Source organism: Streptomyces sp. NPDC001927 (assembly GCF_053594455.1).
On record NZ_JBSFEN010000007.1, the window covers coordinates 99866 to 121572 of the forward strand.

Annotated in this window: 22 protein-coding genes; 1 reads left to right on the forward strand and 21 read right to left on the reverse strand. The window is 71.0% G+C overall.

Annotated elements, in window-relative coordinates:
* Positions 1-18 precede the first annotated feature (18 nt).
* From gmk to pyrR, 10 genes are all read right to left on the reverse strand, one after another.
* Positions 19-582, reverse strand: coding sequence for a guanylate kinase (gene gmk, locus ACWCO8_RS20230; RefSeq protein WP_362004867.1), 564 nt, complete (start codon positions 580-582; stop codon positions 19-21).
* A gap of 49 nt (positions 583-631) precedes the next feature.
* Positions 632-955: an integration host factor, actinobacterial type gene (gene mihF / locus ACWCO8_RS20235; protein WP_362004865.1), complete on the reverse strand. Its 324-nt coding sequence runs from the start codon at positions 953-955 to the stop codon at positions 632-634.
* A 391-nt stretch (positions 956-1346) separates the two neighbouring features.
* Positions 1347-2183: an orotidine-5'-phosphate decarboxylase gene (pyrF, locus tag ACWCO8_RS20240; RefSeq protein ID WP_451033399.1), complete on the reverse strand. Its 837-nt coding sequence runs from the start codon at positions 2181-2183 to the stop codon at positions 1347-1349.
* A complete protein-coding gene (locus tag ACWCO8_RS20245; RefSeq protein WP_451033400.1) occupies positions 2180-3292 on the reverse strand; it encodes a quinone-dependent dihydroorotate dehydrogenase in 1113 nt (370 codons plus the stop codon). Before ACWCO8_RS20245 ends, pyrF begins: the two co-directional genes overlap by 4 nt.
* A gap of 55 nt (positions 3293-3347) precedes the next feature.
* Positions 3348-6656 carry a carbamoyl-phosphate synthase large subunit gene (gene carB / locus ACWCO8_RS20250; RefSeq protein WP_451033401.1) on the reverse strand — a complete coding sequence of 1103 codons (3309 nt, stop codon included), beginning with the start codon at positions 6654-6656 and terminating at the stop codon, positions 3348-3350.
* Positions 6649-7791 carry a glutamine-hydrolyzing carbamoyl-phosphate synthase small subunit gene (carA, locus tag ACWCO8_RS20255; RefSeq protein WP_362004858.1) on the reverse strand — a complete coding sequence of 381 codons (1143 nt, stop codon included), beginning with the start codon at positions 7789-7791 and terminating at the stop codon, positions 6649-6651. Before carA ends, carB begins: the two co-directional genes overlap by 8 nt.
* A complete protein-coding gene (locus tag ACWCO8_RS20260; RefSeq protein WP_362004855.1) occupies positions 7788-8354 on the reverse strand; it encodes a PH-like domain-containing protein in 567 nt (188 codons plus the stop codon). The genes carA and ACWCO8_RS20260 overlap by 4 nt, the downstream gene beginning before the upstream one ends.
* Entirely contained in the window at positions 8351-9637 is a 1287-nt protein-coding gene (locus ACWCO8_RS20265) for a dihydroorotase (RefSeq protein ID WP_451033402.1), read from the reverse strand. The genes ACWCO8_RS20260 and ACWCO8_RS20265 overlap by 4 nt, the downstream gene beginning before the upstream one ends.
* Before the next feature lie 2 nt (positions 9638-9639).
* Positions 9640-10626 carry an aspartate carbamoyltransferase catalytic subunit gene (locus tag ACWCO8_RS20270; protein ID WP_451033403.1) on the reverse strand — a complete coding sequence of 329 codons (987 nt, stop codon included), beginning with the start codon at positions 10624-10626 and terminating at the stop codon, positions 9640-9642.
* 110 nt (positions 10627-10736) lie between these two features.
* Positions 10737-11300 (reverse strand): bifunctional pyr operon transcriptional regulator/uracil phosphoribosyltransferase PyrR, encoded by a 564-nt coding sequence (gene pyrR, locus ACWCO8_RS20275; protein ID WP_362004847.1) that lies wholly within the window; start codon positions 11298-11300, stop codon positions 10737-10739.
* 254 nt (positions 11301-11554) lie between these two features.
* On the opposite strand from pyrR, the gene bldD reads away from it, so the two are divergent.
* The gene (gene bldD / locus ACWCO8_RS20280; protein WP_030214967.1) at positions 11555-12055 is read left to right on the forward strand and encodes a transcriptional regulator BldD; all 501 of its coding nucleotides are present in this window, start codon (positions 11555-11557) and stop codon (positions 12053-12055) included.
* Positions 12056-12210: 155 nt separating this feature from the next.
* On the opposite strand, the gene nusB is transcribed toward bldD, so the two are convergent.
* From nusB to mltG, 11 genes are all read right to left on the reverse strand, one after another.
* The gene (gene nusB / locus ACWCO8_RS20285; protein ID WP_362004844.1) at positions 12211-12648 is read right to left on the reverse strand and encodes a transcription antitermination factor NusB; all 438 of its coding nucleotides are present in this window, start codon (positions 12646-12648) and stop codon (positions 12211-12213) included.
* 2 nt (positions 12649-12650) lie between these two features.
* Positions 12651-13217, reverse strand: a complete 567-nt coding sequence (gene efp, locus ACWCO8_RS20290) for an elongation factor P (RefSeq protein ID WP_362004842.1) — start codon at positions 13215-13217, stop codon at positions 12651-12653.
* Between the two features lie 49 nt (positions 13218-13266).
* Entirely contained in the window at positions 13267-14373 is a 1107-nt protein-coding gene (locus ACWCO8_RS20295; RefSeq protein ID WP_451033404.1) for an aminopeptidase P family protein, read from the reverse strand.
* Between the two features lie 76 nt (positions 14374-14449).
* On the reverse strand, positions 14450-15376 hold the full coding sequence (locus tag ACWCO8_RS20300; protein ID WP_451033405.1) for an AAA family ATPase: 927 nt from the start codon (positions 15374-15376) through the stop codon (positions 14450-14452).
* A 120-nt stretch (positions 15377-15496) separates the two neighbouring features.
* Complete coding sequence (aroQ, locus tag ACWCO8_RS20305) at positions 15497-15934, reverse strand: type II 3-dehydroquinate dehydratase (RefSeq protein WP_384518528.1); 438 nt, start codon at positions 15932-15934, stop codon at positions 15497-15499.
* Between the two features lie 5 nt (positions 15935-15939).
* Positions 15940-17034 carry a 3-dehydroquinate synthase gene (aroB, locus tag ACWCO8_RS20310; protein ID WP_451033406.1) on the reverse strand — a complete coding sequence of 365 codons (1095 nt, stop codon included), beginning with the start codon at positions 17032-17034 and terminating at the stop codon, positions 15940-15942.
* On the reverse strand, positions 17031-17516 hold the full coding sequence (locus tag ACWCO8_RS20315; protein WP_451033629.1) for a shikimate kinase: 486 nt from the start codon (positions 17514-17516) through the stop codon (positions 17031-17033). The genes aroB and ACWCO8_RS20315 overlap by 4 nt, the downstream gene beginning before the upstream one ends.
* Positions 17517-17545: 29 nt before the next feature.
* The gene (aroC, locus tag ACWCO8_RS20320) at positions 17546-18730 is read right to left on the reverse strand and encodes a chorismate synthase (RefSeq protein WP_362004829.1); all 1185 of its coding nucleotides are present in this window, start codon (positions 18728-18730) and stop codon (positions 17546-17548) included.
* 154 nt (positions 18731-18884) lie between these two features.
* Positions 18885-19061, reverse strand: a complete 177-nt coding sequence (locus ACWCO8_RS20325; protein WP_451033407.1) for a hypothetical protein — start codon at positions 19059-19061, stop codon at positions 18885-18887.
* Positions 19058-19885: a shikimate dehydrogenase gene (locus ACWCO8_RS20330; protein WP_451033408.1), complete on the reverse strand. Its 828-nt coding sequence runs from the start codon at positions 19883-19885 to the stop codon at positions 19058-19060. The genes ACWCO8_RS20325 and ACWCO8_RS20330 overlap by 4 nt, the downstream gene beginning before the upstream one ends.
* The gene (gene mltG, locus ACWCO8_RS20335) at positions 19885-21699 is read right to left on the reverse strand and encodes an endolytic transglycosylase MltG (protein ID WP_451033409.1); all 1815 of its coding nucleotides are present in this window, start codon (positions 21697-21699) and stop codon (positions 19885-19887) included. Before mltG ends, ACWCO8_RS20330 begins: the two co-directional genes overlap by 1 nt.
* Positions 21700-21707 lie beyond the last annotated feature (8 nt).

Below are 21707 nucleotides of genomic sequence, written 5' to 3' on the forward strand. Positions count from 1 at the left end.
CAGTTGATCAGAAAAAGATCAAACAACGTTCATCAAGGCTAGCAGCTCACGCGCCACGTCCTCGACGGAGGTGTTGACCAGGGTGGTGTCGAACTCCGTCTCGGCGGCCAGTTCGATCTTGGCGGCCGCGAGGCGGCGCTCGATGACCTCGGGCGACTCCGTGCCCCGGCCGGTGAGCCTGCGGACCAGTTCGTCCCAGCTCGGCGGGGCGAGGAAGACCAGCTGGGAGTCCTTCATGGACTCCTTGACCTGCCGGGCGCCCTGGAGGTCGATCTCCAGGAGGACCGGCTCGCCGGCCTCGAGGCGCTCCAGGACCGCCTGACGCGGCGTGCCGTAGCGGTTGCCCGCGAACTCGGCCCATTCGAGGAGTTCCCCGTTGGCGACCAGCTTGTCGAATTCGTCGTCCGTGACGAAGAAATACTGGACGCCGTGCTGCTCGCCGGGGCGCGGCTTTCGTGTCGTGGCCGACACCGAGAGCCAGACCTCGGGGTGGACCTTGCGCATATGAGCGACGACCGTGCTCTTGCCCACCCCGGAGGGGCCGGAGAGCACGGTCAGCCGCGGACGTACCTCTGCTGCCATGCAGCGATTATTCCAGCTTTACGGGGGTGCCTGGGACGGCGGTCCCGCTTCAGGCGCCGGAGCCGCCGAACTCGCGCTCCAGGGAGGCGATCTGGTTGGAACCGAGCCCGCGCACACGCCGGCTCTCGGAGATGCCGAGTCGCTCCATGATCTGCTTGGCGCGCACCTTGCCCACGCCAGGCAGGGACTCGAGCAGCGCCGAGACCTTCATCTTGCCGATGACCTCGTTCTTCTGGCCCTGCTCGATGACGTCGTGGAGCGAGGCACCGGAGTGCTTGAGTCGATTCTTGACCTCGGCCCGCTCCCGGCGAGCCGCGGCGGCCTTTTCGAGCGCGGCTGCGCGCTGTTCAGGGGTAAGGGGCGGAAGAGCCACGCCTACGTCACCTCGGATGTCGAACTGTCGGATACGGACCGGTGAGGAACCTGTTCGCCCCACACCAGTGGAGCAGCGACCAACGCAGGAACCGCTGAACGCTGACTCTGCCCCGGAGACTAGCGGCGAAAGTCTCTCCAGTCAGCGAGAACAAGCGAAAAGTCCTGGTCAGCATCCGCCGACCAGGACTTTTCCGACATAACGACCCGGTTTTGGGTAAGGATCCTGTCAAGGAGTGAGACGGCCCTCACCTGCGGATTGGTCCGACGGGCGTCCTGAGAGTGTTCGACGGGCCGTCAAAGAGCTCTCGAACGGCTCCCGCAGGACTCGCGAAGGGCTCCCGAAGGGGCGCGCAAGGCTCACGAAGGGCTCCCACAAGGCTCACGAGGGCTCAGCCGGCGACGGCCTCGCGGATCTCGGTCGCGTACCGCTCCGCCGAGGCGCGCAGAGCGGCGGCGTCCGGACCGTGCTTCAGGACCGCCCGGCTGACGTTCGGGACCACGTTGCGGACCGCCGCGCCGAAGACCGCGGGGAGGTCGGCCGGGCTCGCGCCCTGGGCGCCGAGGCCGGGGGCCAGGAGCGGGCCGTTGATGTCCAGGTCGAAGGAGGACAGGTCGCCCAGCGTGGCGCCGACGACCGCGCCGAAGGAGCCCATCGGGGTCTCCCCCGCGTTCTCCTCCGCCAGGTGGGCCAGCATGGTCGCGCCGATGGTCCGGCCGTCCTCGCGGACCGCGCGCTGGACCTCCGCGCCCTCCGGGTTGGACGTGAGGGCCAGGACGAAGAGGCCCGCGCCGGACTCCCGCGCCAGGTCGACGGCCGGCTTCAGGGAGCCGTAGCCGAGGTAAGGGGAGACCGTCAGCGCGTCCGAGAAGAGCGGGGAGTCCTTGCGCAGGAAGGCCTCGGCGTAGGCGGCCATGGTGGAGCCGATGTCGCCGCGCTTGGCGTCCATCACCACGAGCCCGCCCGCGGCCCGCAGATCGGCCACCGCGCGCTCCAGGACGGCGATGCCGCGCGAGCCGAAGCGCTCGAAGAACGCGGACTGCGGCTTGAAGACGGCCACGGTCTCGGCGAGGGCCTCCACCACGGTGAACGTGAAGCGCTCCAGGCCGGCGATGTCGTCGCCGAGACCCCAGGAGTCGAGGAGGGCGGCGTGCGGGTCGATGCCGACGCAGAGCGGGCCGCGCTCGTCCATGGCGGCGCGCAGGCGGGTTCCGAAGGAGAGAGTCACTGGACGGCGGCCTTTCGGTTGTCGGCGCCGACGGCCTCGGCGAGGGTGGCGTACGGGGAGGCGGCGAGGCGCGCCGCGAGGCCCTTGTGGATCGCGCGGGCGTAGAACGGGCCCTCGTAGATGAAGGCGCTGTAGCCCTGGATCAGGGTGGCGCCGGCCAGGATGCGCTGCCAGGCGTCCTCGGCGTTCTCGATGCCGCCGACGCCCACGAGGACGAGCCGGTCGCCCACGCGCGCGTGGAGGCGCCGCAGGACGGCGAGGGAGCGCTCCTTGACGGGGGCGCCGGAGAGCCCGCCGGTCTCCTGGACCAGCGCGGGGTCGGACTTCAGGCCGAGGCCCTCGCGCGCGATGGTCGTGTTGGTGGCGATGATGCCGTCGAGGCCGAGCTCCAGGGCCAGGTCGGCGACGGCGTCGACGTCCTCGTCTGCCAGGTCGGGGGCGATCTTGACCAGGAGCGGGACGCGGCGGTTCTGGACGGACCGGTCGGCCGCCTCGCGTACCGCCGTGAGCAGCGGGCGCAGGGACTCGGTGGCCTGGAGGTTGCGCAGGCCCGGGGTGTTCGGGGAGGAGACGTTGACGACCAGGTAGTCGGCGTGGCGGGCGAGGCGCTCGGTGGACTTCACGTAGTCGGCGGCGGCCTCGGCCTCCGGGACGACCTTGGTCTTGCCGATGTTGACCCCGACGACCGTCCTGAAGACCGGGGTACGGGTGGCGAGCCGCTCCGCGACGGCGGCGGAGCCCTCGTTGTTGAAGCCCATGCGGTTGATCAGGGCGCGGTCCGGGACCAGCCGGAAGAGGCGCTTCTTGGGGTTGCCCGGCTGGGCCTCGCCGGTGACCGTGCCGATCTCGATGTGGTCGAAGCCGAGCATCGACATGCCGTCGATGGCGACGGCGTTCTTGTCGAAGCCGGCGGCGAGGCCGAAGGGGCCGTGCATGCGCAGGCCGAGCGCCTCGGTGCGCAGCTCCTTGTGGCGGGGCGCGAGGACGGCGGCGACGAAGGTGCGGAGCACGGGGACGCGGGCGGCCAGGCGGATCCAGCGGAAGGCCAGGTAGTGGGCCTGCTCCGGGTCCATGCGCTTGAAGACGACGTTGAAGAAGAACTTGTACATGTGGGTGTCCTCAGCAAGAGGGGGACACCGTTTCCGGTGTCCCCCTCGTGGGTTGCTAGTCGCGGGCCGCGGTCAGGTGCTCCGCGTGTTCCTGGAGCGAGCGGACGCCGACGTCGCCGTGGCCGAGCGCCTCGATGCCCTGGACCGCGGCGGCGAGCGCCTGGACCGTGGTGAGGCACGGGACGGAGCGGGCCACCGCCGCCGTACGGATCTCGTAGCCGTCGAGGCGGCCGCCGGTGCCGTACGGGGTGTTGACGATCAGGTCGACCTGGCCGTCGTGGATCAGCTGGACGATCGTCTTCTCGCCGTTGGGGCCCTCGCCGTCGCTGAGCTTGCGGACGACGGTGGCGTTGATGCCGTTGCGCCGCAGCACCTCCGCCGTGCCCGAGGTGGCCATCAGCTCGAAGCCGTGGGCGACCAGCTCGCGCGCCGGGAAGATCATCGAGCGCTTGTCGCGGTTGGCGACGGAGATGAACGCGCGGCCCTTGGTGGGCAGCGGGCCGTAGGCGCCGGCCTGCGACTTGGCGTACGCCGTGCCGAAGACGGAGTCGATGCCCATGACCTCGCCGGTGGAGCGCATCTCCGGGCCGAGGATGGTGTCGACGCCGCGTCCGTGGATGTCGCGGAAGCGGGTCCACGGCATCACGGCCTCCTTGACGGAGATCGGCGCGTCGATCGGCAGGGTGCCGCCGTCGCCGGTCCTCGGCAGCAGGCCCTCGGCGCGCAGCTCGGCGATGGTGGCGCCCAGCGAGATGCGGGCGGCGGCCTTCGCGAGCGGCACGGCGGTCGCCTTGGAGGTGAAGGGGACGGTCCGGGAGGCGCGCGGGTTGGCCTCCAGGACGTAGAGGATGTCCCCGGCCATGGCGAACTGGATGTTGATCAGTCCGCGCACGCCGACGCCCTTGGCGATGGCCTCCGTGGAGGTGCGCAGGCGCTTGATGTCGTGGCCGCCGAGGGTGATCGGGGGCAGGGCGCAGGCCGAGTCGCCGGAGTGGATGCCGGCCTCCTCGATGTGCTCCATGACGCCGCCGAGGTAGAGCTCGTGGCCGTCGTAGAGGGCGTCGACGTCGATCTCGATGGCGTCGTCGAGGAAGCGGTCGACCAGGACCGGCCGGGTGGGGCTGATCTCGGTGGACTCGGCGATGTACGACTCCAGGCGGGCCTCGTCGTAGACGATCTCCATGCCGCGGCCGCCGAGCACGTACGAGGGGCGTACGAGGACGGGGTAGCCGATCTCGTCGGCGATGGCCTTGGCCCCGGCGAAGGTGGTCGCGGTGCCGTGCTTGGGCGCGGGCAGGCCGGCCTCGGCGAGGACTTGGCCGAAGGCGCCGCGGTCCTCGGCGGCGTGGATGGCCTCCGGGGAGGTGCCGACGACCGGCACGCCGTTGTCCTTGAGCGCCTGGGAGAGGCCCAGCGGGGTCTGGCCGCCGAGCTGGACGACGACACCGGCGACGGGTCCGGCCAGCGTCTCCGCGTGGACGATCTCGAGCACGTCCTCGAGCGTGAGCGGCTCGAAGTAGAGGCGGTCGGAGGTGTCGTAGTCCGTCGAGACGGTCTCCGGGTTGCAGTTGACCATCACGGTCTCGTAGCCCGCGTCGTGAAGCGCGAAGGAGGCGTGGACGCAGGAGTAGTCGAACTCGATGCCCTGGCCGATGCGGTTCGGGCCGGAGCCCAGGATGATCACGGCGGGCTTGGTGCGCGGCGCGACCTCGCTCTCCTCGTCGTACGAGGAGTAGAAGTACGGGGTCTTGGCGGCGAACTCGGCGGCGCAGGTGTCGACCGTCTTGTAGACCGGGCGGACGCCGAGCGCGTGCCGGACCTCGCGGACGACGTCCTCGCGCAGACCGCGGATGTCGGCGATCTGGGCGTCGGAGAAGCCGTGGCGCTTGGCCTCGGCGAGCAGTTCGGGCTCGAGCTTCTCGGCGGCGGCGAGGTCGTCGGCGAGCTCCTTGATGAGGAAGAGCTGGTCGACGAACCAGGGGTCGATCTTGGTCGCGTCGAAGACCTCCTCGGGGGTGGCCCCGGCGCGGATGGCCTGCATGACGGTGTTGATCCGGCCGTCGGTCGGGCGGACCGCCTCGCGCAGCAGCTCGGCCTTGTCGCCGGGCTCGCCGGTGAAGGCGAACTGCGAGCCCTTCTTCTCCAGGGAGCGCAGGGCCTTCTGCAGCGCCTCGGTGAAGTTGCGGCCGATCGCCATGGCCTCGCCGACCGACTTCATGGTCGTGGTGAGGGAGGAGTCGGCCTGCGGGAACTTCTCGAAGGCGAAGCGCGGAGCCTTGACGACGACGTAGTCGAGCGTGGGCTCGAAGGACGCCGGGGTCTTCTCCGTGATGTCGTTGGGGATCTCGTCCAGCGTGTAGCCGACGGCGAGACGCGCCGCGATCTTCGCGATCGGGAAGCCGGTCGCCTTGGAGGCGAGGGCGGAGGAGCGGGAGACGCGCGGGTTCATCTCGATGACGATGATCCGGCCGTCGTCCGGGTTGACCGCGAACTGGATGTTGCAGCCGCCGGTGTCGACGCCGACCTCGCGGATGATCGCGATGCCGATGTCGCGCAGCCGCTGGTACTCGCGGTCGGTGAGCGTCATCGCCGGGGCGACGGTGATCGAGTCACCGGTGTGGACGCCCATCGGGTCGAAGTTCTCGATGGAGCAGACGACCACGACGTTGTCGTTCCGGTCGCGCATGAGCTCCAGCTCGTACTCCTTCCAGCCGAGGATGGACTCCTCCAGGAGCACCTCGGTGGTCGGGGAGAGCGTGAGGCCCTGGCCGGCGATGCGGCGCAGCTCCTCCTCGTCGTGGGCGAAGCCGGAGCCGGCGCCGCCCATCGTGAAGGAGGGGCGGACGACGACGGGGTAGCCGCCGAGCGTGTCGACGCCCGCGATGACGTCGTCCATGGAGTGGCAGATGACCGAGCGGGCGGACTCGCCGTAGCCGATCTTGGCCTTGACGGCCTCGACGACGCCCTTGAACAGGTCGCGGTCCTCGCCCTTGTGGATGGCCTCCACGTTGGCGCCGATGAGCTCGACGCCGTACTTCTCCAGGACACCCTGCTCGTGCATGGAGATCGCGGTGTTGAGCGCGGTCTGGCCACCGAGGGTGGGCAGGAGCGCGTCGGGGCGCTCCTTGGCGATGATCTTCTCGACGAACTCGGGGGTGATCGGCTCGACGTACGTGGCGTCGGCGATCTCCGGGTCGGTCATGATCGTGGCCGGGTTGGAGTTGACCAGGATCACCCGCAGGCCCTCGGCCTTGAGGATCCGGCAGGCCTGGGTTCCGGAGTAGTCGAACTCGGCGGCCTGGCCGATGACGATCGGGCCGGAGCCGATGACCAGGACGGACTGGATATCGGTGCGCTTAGGCACGCTCGGCCTCCATCAGGGATACGAAGCGGTCGAAGAGGTACGCGGCGTCGTGCGGGCCCGCGGCCGCCTCGGGGTGGTACTGGACGGAGAAGGCCGGCTGGTCGAGCAGCTGGAGGCCTTCCACGACGTTGTCGTTCAGGCAGACGTGGGAGACCTCGGCACGCCCGTAGGGGGTGTCGGAGACCTTGTCGAGGGGCGCGTCGACGGCGAAGCCGTGGTTGTGCGCGGTGACCTCGACCTTGCCGGTCGTACGATCCTGGACGGGCTGGTTGATGCCGCGGTGGCCGTACTTCAGCTTGTAGGTGCCGAAGCCGAGGGCGCGGCCGAGGATCTGGTTGCCGAAGCAGATGCCGAAGAGCGGCGTCTTGCGCTCCAGGACGGCGCGCATGACGGAGACCGGGTGGTCGGCGGTGGCCGGGTCGCCGGGGCCGTTCGAGAAGAACACGCCGTCCGGCTGCACCGCGTACACGTCCTCGACGGTGGCGGTGGCGGGCAGGACGTGGACCTCGATGCCGCGTTCGGCCATCCGGTGCGGGGTCATGCCCTTGATGCCGAGGTCGACGGCGGCGACGGTGAACTTCTTGGTGCCGATCGCGGGGACGACGTACGTCTCCTTGGTGGCGACCTCGGCGGAGAGGTCGGCACCCTTCATCTCGGGGGCCTGGCGGACCTCGGCGAGCATGGTGCCCTCGTCGGGCAGCGCGTTGCCGGAGAAGATGCCGACGCGCATGGCGCCGCTCTCGCGCAGGTGGCGGGTGAGGGCGCGGGTGTCGATGCCGGAGATGCCGACGACGCCCTGGGCGGCGAGCTCCTCGTCCAGCGAGCGCTTGGCGCGCCAGTTGGAGGAGACGCGGGCGGGGTCGCGGACGACGTAGCCGGAGACCCAGATGCGGGAGGACTCGGGGTCCTCGTCGTTGACGCCGGTGTTGCCGACGTGCGGGGCGGTCATCACGACGACCTGGCGGTGGTACGACGGGTCGGTGAGGGTCTCCTGGTAGCCGGTCATGCCGGTGGAGAACACGGCCTCGCCGAAGGTCTCCCCCACGGCCCCGTAGGCGCGGCCGCGGAAGATGCGGCCGTCCTCCAGGACGAGTACGGCGGGAGCCTTGGCGGTTCCCCTGGTGGAGGTCGTCATCGTGCGGTGCCTTCCGTAGTCTTGATCATGCTGTTGACGGCCTCGACCCAGGCGGTGTGCTCCGCCGCCCGGTCGGACCGGAAGCCGGAGTCGAGGAGCTTCTCGCCGTGCGCCCACGTGACGATCAGCAGCCCGCCCTCGGCGAGGACCTTGCCCGCGATGCCCTTGTCGAGCCGGGCCTCGCGGAGGGCCTCGGCCGGGATGAAGAAGTCGTTCGCGCCGGGGCGTACGACCGCGATCCCCGCGTCGTCGAGCGTGAGCTCGACGCGGCTGCGGGTGCCGAGGCCGTGGGCGACGATCCGGTCGAGCCACTGCCCGGCCGTGGTCGAGCCGTGGTACCGCCCGCTCAGGGACAGTTTCGCCTCACCGGCGCTCTCGGGCATTCCCGGCAGTTCGGGCAGGTCCGACTGGAGGCTGCCGCGCCACTTCCATCCCTGGCGCATCAGCCAGTAGACGAAGGCGATGAAGAGCAGGAGTCCCGCGACCCAGCCGATCCGCCCGGCCCAGTCGGTCACTTCCGCCGACTTCTTCTCGGCCTCGGCGGCCAGTTCGATGAGTGTCACGCCAGCTTCCCGTCGACGAGCGTTGCCCGGCCCCGCAGGAAGGTGTGGGTGATGCGTCCCGGCAGTTCGCGGCCCTCGTAGGGGGTGTTGCGGCTGCGGGAGGCGAAGCCCGCGGGGTCCACGAGACCACGGTATGCCGGATCGACCAGGGTCAGGTTCGCGGGCTCACCAGCCGAGACGGGGCGTCCGTGGCCCTCGGCCCGCCCGATGGCGGCCGGCTTGACGGACATCCGGTCGGCGACGCCGGCCCAGTCGAGCAGCCCGGTCTCGACCATCGTCTGCTGGACGACGGAGAGCGCGGTCTCCAGGCCGACCATGCCCATGGCGGCCGCGGCCCACTCGCAGTCCTTGTCCTCGTGCGGGTGCGGGGCGTGGTCGGTGGCGACGATGTCGATGGTGCCGTCGGCCAGGGCCTCGCGGAGCGCCATCACGTCACGCTCGGTGCGCAGCGGCGGGTTGACCTTGTAGACGGGGTTGTACGAGCGCACCATCTCGTCGGTCAGGAGGAGGTGGTGGGGCGTGACCTCGGCGGTGACGTCGATGCCGCGCGACTTGGCCCAGCGGACGATCTCCACGGAGCCGGCGGTCGACAGGTGGCAGATGTGGACGCGGGAGCCGACGTGCTCGGCGAGGAGCACGTCGCGGGCGATGATCGACTCCTCGGCGACGGCCGGCCAGCCGCCGAGACCCAGCTCGGCGGAGACGATGCCCTCGTTCATCTGGGCGCCCTCGGTGAGGCGGGGCTCCTGGGCGTGCTGGGCGACGACGCCGCCGAAGGCCTTCACGTACTCCAGGGCGCGGCGCATGATCACGGCGTCGTCGACGCACTTGCCGTCGTCGGAGAAGACCGTGACGCCGGCGGCGGAGTCGTGCATGGCGCCGAGCTCGGCGAGCTTCTTGCCCTCCAGGCCGACCGTGACGGCGCCGATGGGCTGCACGTCGCAGTAGCCGGACTCCTTGCCGAGGCGGTAGACCTGCTCGACCACGCCGGCGGTGTCGGCGACCGGGAAGGTGTTGGCCATGGCGAAGACGGCGGTGAAGCCGCCGGAGGCGGCGGCGCGGGTGCCGGTGAGGACGGTCTCGGAGTCCTCGCGGCCGGGCTCGCGCAGGTGGGTGTGGAGGTCGACCAGGCCGGGCAGCAGGATCTGGCCCTCGGCCTCGATCACCGTCGCGCCCTCGGCCGACAGGCCCGTACCGACCTCGGCGATGGTCTCGCCCTCGATCAGGACGTCCTGCGGCTCGCCGCCCAGCACCTTGGCACCGCGAATAAGGATCTTGCTCATGATTACTTGCTCTCCTCGGTACGGGTGGCGGTGGCGGTGGCGGCCGGCTCGGAGCCGCCGAGCAGCAGGTAGAGGACGGCCATGCGGACGGAGACGCCGTTGGCGACCTGCTCGACGACCGTGCAGCGGTCGGAGTCGGCGACCTCGGCGGTGATCTCCATGCCGCGGACCATCGGGCCGGGGTGCATGACGATGGCGTGCTCGGGCATCTTCGCCATCCGGTGGCCGTCGAGCCCGTACCGCCGCGAGTACTCGCGCTCGGTCGGGAAGAAGGCCGCGTTCATCCGCTCGCGCTGCACACGCAGCATCATCACCGCGTCGGACTTCGGCAGCACGCTGTCGAGGTCGTAGCTGACCTCGCAGGGCCAGGTCTCGACGCCGACGGGGACGAGGGTGGGCGGGGCCACCAGGGTGACCTCGGCGCCGAGGGTGTGCAGCAGGTCGACGTTGGAGCGGGCGACCCGGCTGTGCAGGACGTCTCCGACGAGGGTGATGCGCTTGCCCGCGAGGTCCTGGCCGAGGCCGGCGTCGCGGCCGACGAGGCGGCGGCGCATGGTGAAGGCGTCGAGCAGGGCCTGGGTGGGGTGCTGGTGGGTGCCGTCGCCGGCGTTGATGACGGGGGCGTCGATCCAGCCGGAGGTGGCGAGCCGGTACGGGGCGCCGGAGGCGCCGTGGCGGATGACGACGGCGTCGACGCCCATCGCCTCCAGGGTCTGGGCGGTGTCCTTGAGGGACTCGCCCTTGGAGACGCTGGAGCCCTTGGCCGCGAAGTTGATCACGTCGGCGGAGAGGCGCTTCTCGGCGGCCTCGAAGGAGATCCGGGTGCGGGTGGAGTCCTCGAAGAAGAGGTTGCAGATGGTCCGGCCGCGCAGGGTGGGCAGCTTCTTGATCGGCCGGTCGGCGACCCGGGCCATCTCCTCGGCGGTGTCGAGGATGAGGACGGCGTCGTCGCGGGTGAGGTCGGCGGCCGAGATGAGGTGACGCATCATCGGGGTGTGCTCCGTGGTCGGGAGGTGTGGGGCCTGGGGGTGTCCCCAAGAGGCCCGTCGGGGTGCGGGCACGCAGGGGTGTGCCCTGGACCCGTCGGGTGCCGGACCGGCTAGTCGGTGGTCTTGCTGCCGAGCAGCACGGTGTCGCGACCGTCCTCCTCGGCGAGCTGGACCTTGACCGTCTCGCGCAGCGACGTGGGCAGGTTCTTGCCGACGTAGTCGGCGCGGATCGGGAGTTCGCGGTGGCCGCGGTCGACGAGGACCGCGAGCTGCACGGCGCGCGGGCGGCCGATGTCGCCGAGCGCGTCGAGCGCGGCGCGGATGGTGCGGCCGGAGAAGAGCACGTCGTCGACCAGGACGACCAGGCGGCCGTCGATGCCGTCACCGGGGATCTCGGTGCGGCCGAGCGCGCGGGCGGGCTTCATCCGCAGGTCGTCGCGGTACATGGTGATGTCGAGGGAGCCGACCGGGATCTTGCGGCCGGTGATCTCGGCGAGCTTGTCGGCCAGCCGGCGGGCGAGGAACACGCCCCGCGTCGGGATGCCGAGGAGGACCACGTCGTCGGCGCCCTTGGCGCGCTCGACGATCTCGTGGGCGATGCGGGTCAGGACCCGCGCGATGTCGGGGCCCTCGAGAACAGGGCGTGCCGCATCGGAGTGCTGCTGTGTGTCCATATGAAACGGACCTCCTTCTCCGCCTCACGGGACGGACCTTAAAGGACGTCGGATTTGCGCCATCGACTCTACCAGGGGCGGGTGACCGCCCTGCTCACCACCCCGGCGCCACTCCGGGCGCCGTCCCCCGAGAGGGGGCGGTATGGACCATTCGGCTTGACGGGAAAGAGTAACGCTGCGTAACCTCACAGTGAGTTACCAGCCACGCGGCGGAGCCGCACGTTGTCTACAGCGACCAGCGTCCGGGGAGCTATATGTCCAGCGAATACGCAAAGCAGCTCGGGGCCAAGCTCCGTGCCATCCGCACCCAGCAGGGCCTTTCCCTCCACGGTGTGGAAGAGAAGTCCCAGGGCCGCTGGAAGGCCGTCGTGGTCGGCTCGTACGAGCGTGGTGACCGCGCCGTGACGGTGCAGCGCCTCGCCGAGCTGGCGGACTTCTACGGCGTCCCGGTGCAGGAGCTCCTGCCCGGCACGACCCCGGGCGGGGCCGCCGAGCCCCCGCCGAAGCTCGTCCTCGACCTGGAGCGCCTGGCGCACGTCCCGCAGGAGAAGGCGGGCCCGCTCCAGCGCTACGCGGCGACGATCCAGTCGCAGCGCGGCGACTACAACGGCAAGGTGCTGTCGATCCGCCAGGACGACCTGCGCACGCTCGCCGTCATCTACGACCAGTCGCCCTCGGTCCTGACCGAGCAGCTCATCAGCTGGGGCGTCCTCGACGCGGACGCGCGGCGCGCGGTCGCCCACGAGGACAGCTGAGCAGAACCGAGCAGAAACGTTGCCGCCGGGGCGGGGACGGTCTTCGGACCGCCCCCGCCCCGGCGGTTTCGCGCTCCACGGGGGCACCAGGAGACGCCGAAGGGGCCTGTGGCACATGATGTGCCACAGGCCCCTTCGGCGTGTCTACGGGCCGCTCAGGCGTCCGGAGTCCGGCGCAGGCGCGGCTTCAGGTCCTTGAAGCGGGCCAGCAGGCCGTTGACGAAGGTCGGCGACTCGTCCGTGGAGAACTCCTTGGCGAGCTGCACGGCCTCGTCGATCGCCACGGCGTCCGGCGTCTCGTCCAGCCAGATCAGCTCGTACGCCCCGAGGCGCACGATGTTCCGGTCGGCGACCGGCATCCGGTCCAGGTCCCAGTCCACCGCGTAGGTGGCGATGAGCTCGTCGATCCGGTTCGCGTACTCCGCGTACCCCTCGACCAGCTGCATCGTGAACTCGTTGACGGCCGGCTGGCGGTCGTCGGACCGGGCGTGCCGGACCCAGTCCGCGAGGACCTGCTGCACGGACGCGCCGCGCTGGTCGGCCTCGAAGAGGATCTGGAAGGCGCGCTTACGGGCGTTGCTGCGGGCAGCCACGGTTAGCTGTTCACCCGGCCGAGGTAGTCGCTCGTGCGGGTGTCGACCTTGATCTTCTCACCGGTGGTGATGAAGAGCGGGACCTGGATCTCGTGACCGGTCTCCAGCGTGGCGGGCTTGGTGCCGCCGGTGGAGCGGTCGCCCTGGACGCCCGGGTCCGTGTGCTGGATGGTCAGCTCGACGGCGGCCGGGAGCTCGACGTAGAGCACCGCGCCCTCGTGCTGCGCGACCGAGGCGGTGAAGCCCTCGATCAGGAAGTTGGCGGCGTCGCCGACGGACTTGCGGTCGACCATGAGCTGGTCGTACGTGTCCATGTCCATGAAGACGAAGTACTCGCCGTCCATGTACGAGAACTGCATGTCGCGGCGGTCGATGGTGGCCGTCTCGACCTTCACACCGGCGTTGAAGGTCTTGTCGACCACCTTGCCGGAGAGCACGTTCTTGAGCTTGGTGCGCACGAAGGCCGGGCCCTTGCCGGGCTTGACGTGCTGGAACTCGACGACGGACCAGAGCTGGCCCCCGTCGAGCTTGAGCACCATGCCGTTCTTGAGGTCGTTCGTGGAAGCCACGGTTGCGGAATCTCCTGGACTGACGTGGGACCAGGGAGGCGTACGCGCCCTACAGCGCGAGCAGCTCCTTGGTCGTAATGGTGAGTAGCTCGGGTCCGCCGTCCGCCTCCTGGCGCACGACGAGCGTGTCATCGATCCGGACCCCGCCCCGGCCCGGGAGGTGGACCCCCGGCTCGACGGTGACCGGCACACAAGCGTCCAGTTTACCCATGGCCGCGGGTGCGAGCTGCGGGTCCTCGTCGATTTCGAGGCCGACGCCGTGCCCGGTGACCGGCGGGACGGCTTCCGCATGGCCCGCGGCGTCGATGATCTGGCGGGCCGCGCGGTCCACGTCGCGGTACTCGGCGCCGGGGACGAGCGACTCCCGGCCGGCCCGCTGAGCGGCGAAGACGAGGTCGTACAGGTCGATCTGCCAGTCCGCGGGCGTGGTCCCGATGACGAACGTACGCCCGATCTCGCAACGGTAGCCGCGGTAGGTGGCGCCCAGGCAGACGGAGAGGAAATCTCCCTCCTCGACCCGCCGGTCCGAGGGCTTGTGGCCACCGCGCCCGGAGTTCGGTCCGGTGCCGACGGAGGTCGGGAAGGCAGCGCCGTCCGCGCCGTGGTCGACCAGGCGCCGCTCCAGCTCAAGGGCGAGGTGGCGCTCGGTCCGGCCCACCAGGATGGATTCGAGGAGCTCCCCGAGGGCCTGGTCGGCGATCTCGGCGGCGATCCGCAGACAGGCGATCTCGTCCTCGTCCTTGACGATCCTGAGCTGCTCGACGGCTCCGCCGAGATCGGCGAGCTGGAGCTGCGGCGCGACGGAGCCCATCGCACGGTGCCGGGCCACGGTCAGATGGTGCTCCTCGACGGCGAGGCCCTCCGCGCCCGCCTTGCGGGCGAAGTCGACGGCCGCGACCGCCGGGTCGCCGCCCGCCACGGGCAGCACGGCCTGGCGGAGCAGCTCGTCGAGGCGCCCGTCGGCCGGATCGCCGCCGGGCGCGGTGGGGCAGAGCAGGACGTCCTCGTCCGGTCCGAGCAGCAGGACGGCGCCGGTGGGCGAACCGCCCGCGAGATAGCGGACGTTGGCGGGGCGGGAGACCAGGGCCGCCTGGCTGCCGGCCGCCGCGCACCGGTCGCGCAGCCGCACTCGGCGGTCAGCAAACACCTCTGACATGTTCCGAGCCTACGAGGGGCCGGGCGTCCCGGCCCGCTCAGAGCGGCCGACCGGGGCCCCTCGTTCGTCCGGCAGGTCACCAGGCGGGCGGGCTCGCCAGGGAGCGGGCGAGGACCTCGTCGAGGACGCGGGCGGTGGTCTCGACGTCGTACGTCGAGTTGTCGATGATCGGCAGGCCGGAGCCGTACCAGCCGGCCATCCGGCCGTGTATGGAGGCGACCTCCTCGTCCGAGAGCCGCCGGTTCCCGCTGCGTTCGGCGTTGCGCTCCAGGACGATCTCCAGGCCGGGCAGCAGGACGACCGGGAGCAGCCCCGGGCCCACATGGCGCTTCCAGCCGCCGAGGCCGACGACCGGGCGGTCGGGGAAGACGGCGTCGTCGAGGATGCAGGAGATGCCGTTGGCCAGGAAGTTGCGGGCGGCGAAGCCGCAGGTGCGGCGGGCGAGACGATACTGCGCCTCGGAGTGCTCGTTCCAGCCCGACTGGGGGTCGGCGAAACCGGAGCAGACCCATTCGCGGACGTCGTCAAGGCTGATGTGCGCGGTCGGCACGCGGCGGCGGGCGGCCCAGTGGCGGGCGACGGTGGTCTTGCCCGCGCCGGCGGGGCCGATGAGCAGCACGGCCAGCGTCGCGGCGCCGGTGCCGGGCCCGGCCTGCGGCGGTGCGGGGACGGCGACGGGCGGCAGCGGCACGTGGCCGGTGACGTCGTGCGGCGGGGGCACGGGCGAGCCGGGGTGCCCGGGTATGCCCGGAGCGCCCCAGCCGGGCGCGGGCGGCGAGGAGTACGGGGCGGCCGCGCCGGGTGCCTGCGGCGGGGCGTGGTGCGGCTGCTGGGGATGCGGGGCCTGCGGGTGCGGGGCCTGGGGGTGCGGGGCGTGCGGATGCGGGGCCTGATGCCCGCCCTGTGCCGTGGGAGGCACGGGGGGTACGGGAGGTCGACCGGCGGCGGGCGTGCGGCCCGAGGGGTCGGGCGGCGGCAACGGAGCCCCCATCGCGTGCTGCATCCGGTGCCACTCCGTCTCGTACGGCCGATACTTCCGGGTACGTTACCGCCCCCGGCCCCCGCAGGGGGAACGGCCGGGGGCGGTCCAGGGTGCCCGTTCGGGCAGCGTGTCCGGATGTCGTCAGTCGGCGAGTTCCTCGGCCAGCGCCCGCAGGGCCAGCAGGTAGGAGCCGATGCCGAAGCCCGCGACGGTCCCGGTCGCCACGGCGGCGATGACCGAGGTGTGCCGGAACTCCTCGCGGGTGTACGGGTTCGAGATGTGCACCTCGATCAGCGGCGCGGTCCGCTGGGCGGCCGCGTCGCGCATCCCGTACGAGTAGTGGGTGAACGCTCCGGGGTTCATGACGACCGGCACCGACCCGTCGGCGGCCTCGTGCAGCCAGCGGATCATCTCGCCCTCGTCATTGGTCTCCCGGACCTCCACGTCGAAGCCGAGCTGCTCGCCGAGGGTCTGGCAGGACTCCACCAGACCCTTGTACGACGTCGCCCCGTAGATGTCGGGCTCGCGGGAGCCGAGACGGCCGAGGTTCGGGCCGTTCAGGACGAGGACGTGGCGCAGATCGCTCACGCGGACACCTCGCCGTAGGCGGCGACGAGGACGGCGGGGTCGGGGCCTTCGAGGACGGTCGGTTTGCCGAGGCCGTCCAGGACGATGAAGCGGAGCAGGTCGCCCCGGGACTTCTTGTCGACCTTCATGGTCTCGAGCAGCTTCGGCCACTGGTCGCCCCGGTAGGTGAGGGGCAGGCCGACCGACTCCAGGACCGTGCGGTGCCGGTCGGCGGTGGCGTCGTCGAGCCGTCCGGCCAGCCGGCCCAGTTCGGCGGCGAAGACCATGCCGACGGAGACGGCGGCGCCGTGGCGCCACTTGTACCGCTCGTTCTTCTCGATGGCGTGGGCCAGGGTGTGACCGTAGTTCAGGATCTCCCGGCGGCCGGACTCCTTCAGATCGCCGGAGACGACCTCGGCCTTGACCCGGATCGAGCGCACGAGCAGCTCGGCGGTGTGCGGACCGGCCGGCGTACGGGCGGCCTGCGGGTCCTCCTCGATGAGGTCGAGGATCACCGGGTCGACGATGAAGCCGGCCTTGATGATCTCCGCGAGCCCGCTCACGTAGTCGTGGACGGGCAGCGAGTCGAGGGCCGCGAGGTCGCAGAGCACCCCGGCGGGCGGGTGGAAGGCGCCGACAAGGTTCTTGCCCTCGGCGGTGTTGATCCCGGTCTTCCCGCCGACGGCCGCGTCGACCATCGCGAGGACGGTGGTCGGCACGGCGATCCAGCGCACACCGCGCAGCCAGGTCGCGGCCACGAACCCGGCCAGGTCGGTGGTGGCGCCGCCGCCGACACCCACGATGACGTCGGTGCGGGTGAAGCCGGTCTGACCCAGCGCCTTCCAGCAGTACGCGGCGACCTCGGCGGTCTTGGCCTCCTCGGCGTTCGGCACCTGGATGGCGACGGCCTCGAAGCCCTGCTCGGCGAGGTCCGCGCGCAGCGCCTCGCCGGTCTCGGCGAGCGCCTCGGGGTGGATCACGGCGACGCGCTTGGCCTTGGTGCCGATCAGCTTCGGCAGCTCACCCAGCAGCTGCCGGCCGACCAGCACCTCGTACGGATCCGTGCCCGCCGAACCGCCTACCTGGATTCGGGTCACTTCCTGGTCCGTCATACGTCCTTCTTCAACTCCAGAGCGTCGAGGACCGCGTCCGCGACCTCTTCGGGTGTGCGGCCCTCGGTGGCCACGACCACCCGGGCGACTTCGGTGTAGAGATGGCGGCGCGCCTCCATCATCTCGCGCCACTGGCGGCGCGGGTTGACGGCGAGCAGCGGCCGCGCGGTGTTGAGACCGACGCGTCGGACGGCCTCGTCGACGTCCATCGAGAGATAGGCGACGGGCAGGGCACTCAGCAGTTCGCGGGTGCCCGCGTCGAGGATCGCGCCGCCGCCGAGCGCGAGGACGCCCTCGTGCTCGGCGACCGCGGTCCGTACGGATTCCCGTTCGAGGGCGCGGAAGTGCTCCTCGCCGTCCTCGATGAAGATGTCCGCGATCTCGCGGCCCTCGGCGGCGACGATGTCGGCGTCGGTGTCCCGGTAGGGCGCGCCGAGCAGCTCGGCCAGGAGCGCGCCCACCGTGGACTTGCCGGAGCCCATCGGCCCGACGAGGACGACCAGGGGTCCGGTCACCGGATCTGGAGGTTGTCGAGGTACGACTGGACGTTGCGGCGGGTCTCCGGGACGCTGTCGCCGCCGAACTTCTCGACGACGGCGTCCGCGAGGACGAGCGCGACCATGGCCTCGGCGACGATCCCGGCGGCCGGGACGGCGCAGACGTCGGAGCGCTGGTGGTGGGCCTGGGCGGCCTCGCCCGTGGCGACGTCGACCGTGGCGAGCGCGCGCGGGACGGTCGCGATCGGCTTCATCGCGGCGCGGACGCGCAGCAGCTCACCGGTGGTCAGGCCGCCTTCCGTACCGCCGGAGCGGCCGGAGGTGCGCTTGATGCCGTCCTCGGTGCGGACGATCTCGTCGTGGGCCTGCGAGCCGGGTACGCGGGCCAGCTCGAAGCCGTCGCCGACCTCGACGCCCTTGATCGCCTGGATGCCCATGAGCGCGGCGGCGAGCCGTGCGTCGAGCCGCCGGTCCCAGTGCACGTGCGAGCCGAGCCCGACGGGAACGCCGTAGGCGAGGACCTCGACGACGCCGCCGAGGGTGTCGCCGTCCTTGTGGGCCTGGTCGATCTCGGCGACCATCGCCTTCGACGCGTCCGCGTCGAGGCAGCGGACCGGGTCGGCGTCGAGCTTCTCGACGTCGGCGGGGGTCGGGTACACGCCGTACGGAGCCTTGGCCGCGGCCAGCTCCACCACGTGCGAGACGATGTCGATGCCCGCGGCCTCCTTGATGAAGGAGCGGGCGACGGCGCCGAGGGCGACACGGGCCGCGGTCTCACGGGCGCTGGCGCGCTCCAGGATCGGCCGGGCCTCGTCGAAGCCGTACTTCTGCATGCCGGCGAGGTCCGCGTGGCCCGGACGCGGCCGGGTCAGCGGCGCGTTGCGGCCGGTCTCCTTGAGCTCGGCGGGGTCGACGGGGTCGGCCGCCATGACCTTCTCCCACTTCGGCCACTCCGTGTTGCCGACCATGACGGCGATCGGGGAGCCGAGCGAGAGACCGTGCCGGACTCCGCCGAGGAACGTGATCTCGTCCTGCTCGAACTTCATCCGCGCACCACGCCCATAGCCGAGGCGCCGCCGCGCAAGATGGTCCGCCACCAGCTCAGTGGTGACCGGGACGCCGGCGGGAAGACCCTCCAGCGTCGCGACCAGCGCGGGTCCGTGGGACTCCCCAGCGGTCAGCCAACGCAACCTGCTCAACGATGCTCCTCATGCTCGCGCCTGGAACTGCTGCGGCGCGACCGGGTGCGCGGCCCTGGCCCGCCGCTACCGATCCTCCCACGTCCGGGGGCCGAACCTGGCCGTCGGTCCAGCTGTCGGACGCGGACAATGTCAGATCGGACGCGCCGAGGGCTCAGTCGGCAGGCCGAGAGGTCCGAACGGCACGCCACAGTCGGCGCCCGCCCTCGACCGCGAGCATCGTCACCATGAGGGTGACGACGGTGTCCTCCGCCCACTCGGGCAACAGGTTCACGACCAGCTTGAACAGGGCACCCGCCCAGTCCGCGGCCAGTGTCTCCGTACCGCTCACGTCGCGGCCAGGGCCCTCTCGCCCGCCTCGCGCATCGCGGCCAGCGGGGCCTCGGCGACGCCCGTCATCCGTTCGACCTGGAGCACGGCCTGGTGGACGAGGAGGTCGAGGCCGCCGAGCACCGCGCCGCCCCGCTGCGACCAGGCGGCGGCGAGGGGGGTCGGCCACGGGTGGTAGAGCACGTCGAAGAGGGTGCCGGGTCCTTCCGGGACCTCCGCCGCGAGCGCGTCGGTGGTACCGGCCGGGGTGGTGGAGACGACGAGCGGGGCGGCGAACGCCCGGTGCGCGTCGGCCCAGTCGGCGGTACGGACGTCCACGCCGAGCCGCTCGCCCCAGCCCCGCATCTCCTCGGCCCGCGCCTCGCTCCGTACGTAGGCGGTGACCGGCCCCGCGCAGATCCGCGCGAGCGCGGCGAGCGCGGAGGAGGCGGTGGCACCGGCGCCGAGGACCGCGGCCGACTCGACCTTCTCCACGCCCCGCTCGCGCAGGGCCGCGATCAGGCCGGGGATGTCGGTGTTGTCGCCGAGGCGGCGGCCGTCCTCGGTGAGGACGACCGTGTTGACGGCCTCGACCGAGGCGGCCGTGTCACTGATCTCGTCGAGCAGCGGGATGATCGCCCGCTTCAGCGGCATGGTCAGCGACAGACCGGCCCAGGACGCGTCGAGCCCGGCGACGAACGCGGGCAGCCCGGCCTCGTCGACCTCGAACCGGTCGTACGACCAGCTGTCGAGGCCGAGCGCGGCGTAGGCCGCCCGGTGCAGGACGGGCGAGAGCGAGTGGGCGATGGGCGAGCCGAGCACGGCCGCGCGGCGAGGCGCCTGCATCAGTTTTTCCTCGACTTGTTGAACTCCTCCACCAGCTTCTGGTGGTCGGCGTTCGTCTTCGTGAACTGGGACGTCTTGCCGTCCAGCGAGATGAAGTAGTACCAGCCGTCCTTGGTCGGGTCGACGACGCCCTTGAGCGCCTCGGCGCCCGGGTTGCCGATCGGACCCGGCGGCAGGCCCTTGTAGTAGTAGGTGTTGTAGACGTTGTCGAACTTTCGCAGCTCTTCCAGCGTCAGGTCGATCTTGCTCTGGTTCTTGATGTAGTTGTACGTCGAGTCGAACTCGAGCTTGCCGAAGGTCTGCGGGTTGTTGGTCTTCATGCGGTTGTAGACGACCTCGGCCATCTTGCGGAAGTCGTCGTGCGACGTGCCCTCCGCCTGGACGAGGCTGGCGATCGTGATCAGCTCCCACGGGCTGCTGACGCCGAGCTCCTTCGCCTTGGCCTCCAGCTCGTACTTGGCGTACTCCTGGTTCGACCGCGCGACCATCTTCCGCAGGACGTCCTCGGGCTTGTTGCCCTTCACCATCGGGTACTTCGCCGGGTAGAGGAAGCCCTCCAGCGGGTCCTTCACGTTCTTGTGGTTCTTCGCCCAGTCGGGAAGGCCGAGGTCGTTGGCCTTCGCCTTCGCGATGCCCTGCGTCGTGCCCTTTTCGACGCCGAGCTTCTTGTCGATCTCCTCGTAGACCCAGACGTTCCGCTTGCCTTCGGGGATGACGAGCCCGGCCTGGCTCTGCGGGTTCAGCATCATCTCGACGGCGCTCTGCGCCGACATCTGCAGCCTCAGCGTGTAGGCGCCCGCCTGGATGGCATTGCCCTTGGGGTCCTTCTCCGCCGCCGAGACGAAGGCGTCGACGCTCTTGATGACGCCGGCCTTCTTCAGGATGTTGCCGATCTCGTAGCCGCCGGCGCCCTTCGGGATCTCGACCTGGACCTCGCCGGATCCTTCGCCCGCGTAGTCGGGTGCCGCGCCGAACTGGCCCTGCCAGAACTGGTAGCCGAAGTAGCCGATGCCGCCCACGCCGCCGACCAGGACGAGCGCGACGACCAGGCAGGCGACGCCGTTCTTGCCCTTCTTGCCCTTGTCCTTGCCGCCCCGGCGCTCGCGACCTCCGCCGCGCGACGAGCGCCGTCCGGCCGGCTCGTCGTCGTCATCGTCGTAGTCGTCATCGTCGTCGGAGCGGACACCGACGGCGCTGTCCTCGCCGGTGAAGAAGGGGTGCCGCTCCTCTTCCTCGGGCTCCGCGTCCCAGTCGGTCACCGGCTGCGGCGGCACCTGCCGCCGGCCCGGGGGCTGCGGCGGCGGGTACGCCTCGGGGGTGCCGTAGAGGTCAGGGTTCTGGCCGCCGTACGGATCCGCGGGGGTCGCGCCGTACGGCATGGCCGCCTGGCCGGTCTCCCAGCTCGGGTCGTACTGCTGTGCGGGGTATCCGGGCGTGTCGTAGCCCTGCCCCTGCTGCCCCTGGTAGCCGCCGTACGCCGACGGATCGACGTACTGCTGCGGGTGCTGGGCGTGCTGCTGGTGCTGCTGGTGCCCGTGCTGCTGCGGGTGCTGCTGGTACTGCTGCGGCTGCTGCTGGTACTGGGGGTCGTAGCCCTGCGCCTGGCCCTGGGCGTACTGGCCCTGACCGTACTGGTCCTGGACGTACTGACCCTGGCCGTACTGGTCCTGGCCGCCGTACTGCTCCTGGTGGCCGTACTGCTGGTCCTGGTGCGGGTACTGCTGCTGACCCTGACCTCCCCATCCCTGGTCCCCGTACAACGGGTCCGTGGGATGCCACGGTTCGGAGCCGGAGCCCCGGCCATACTCAGTCATCGATCCCC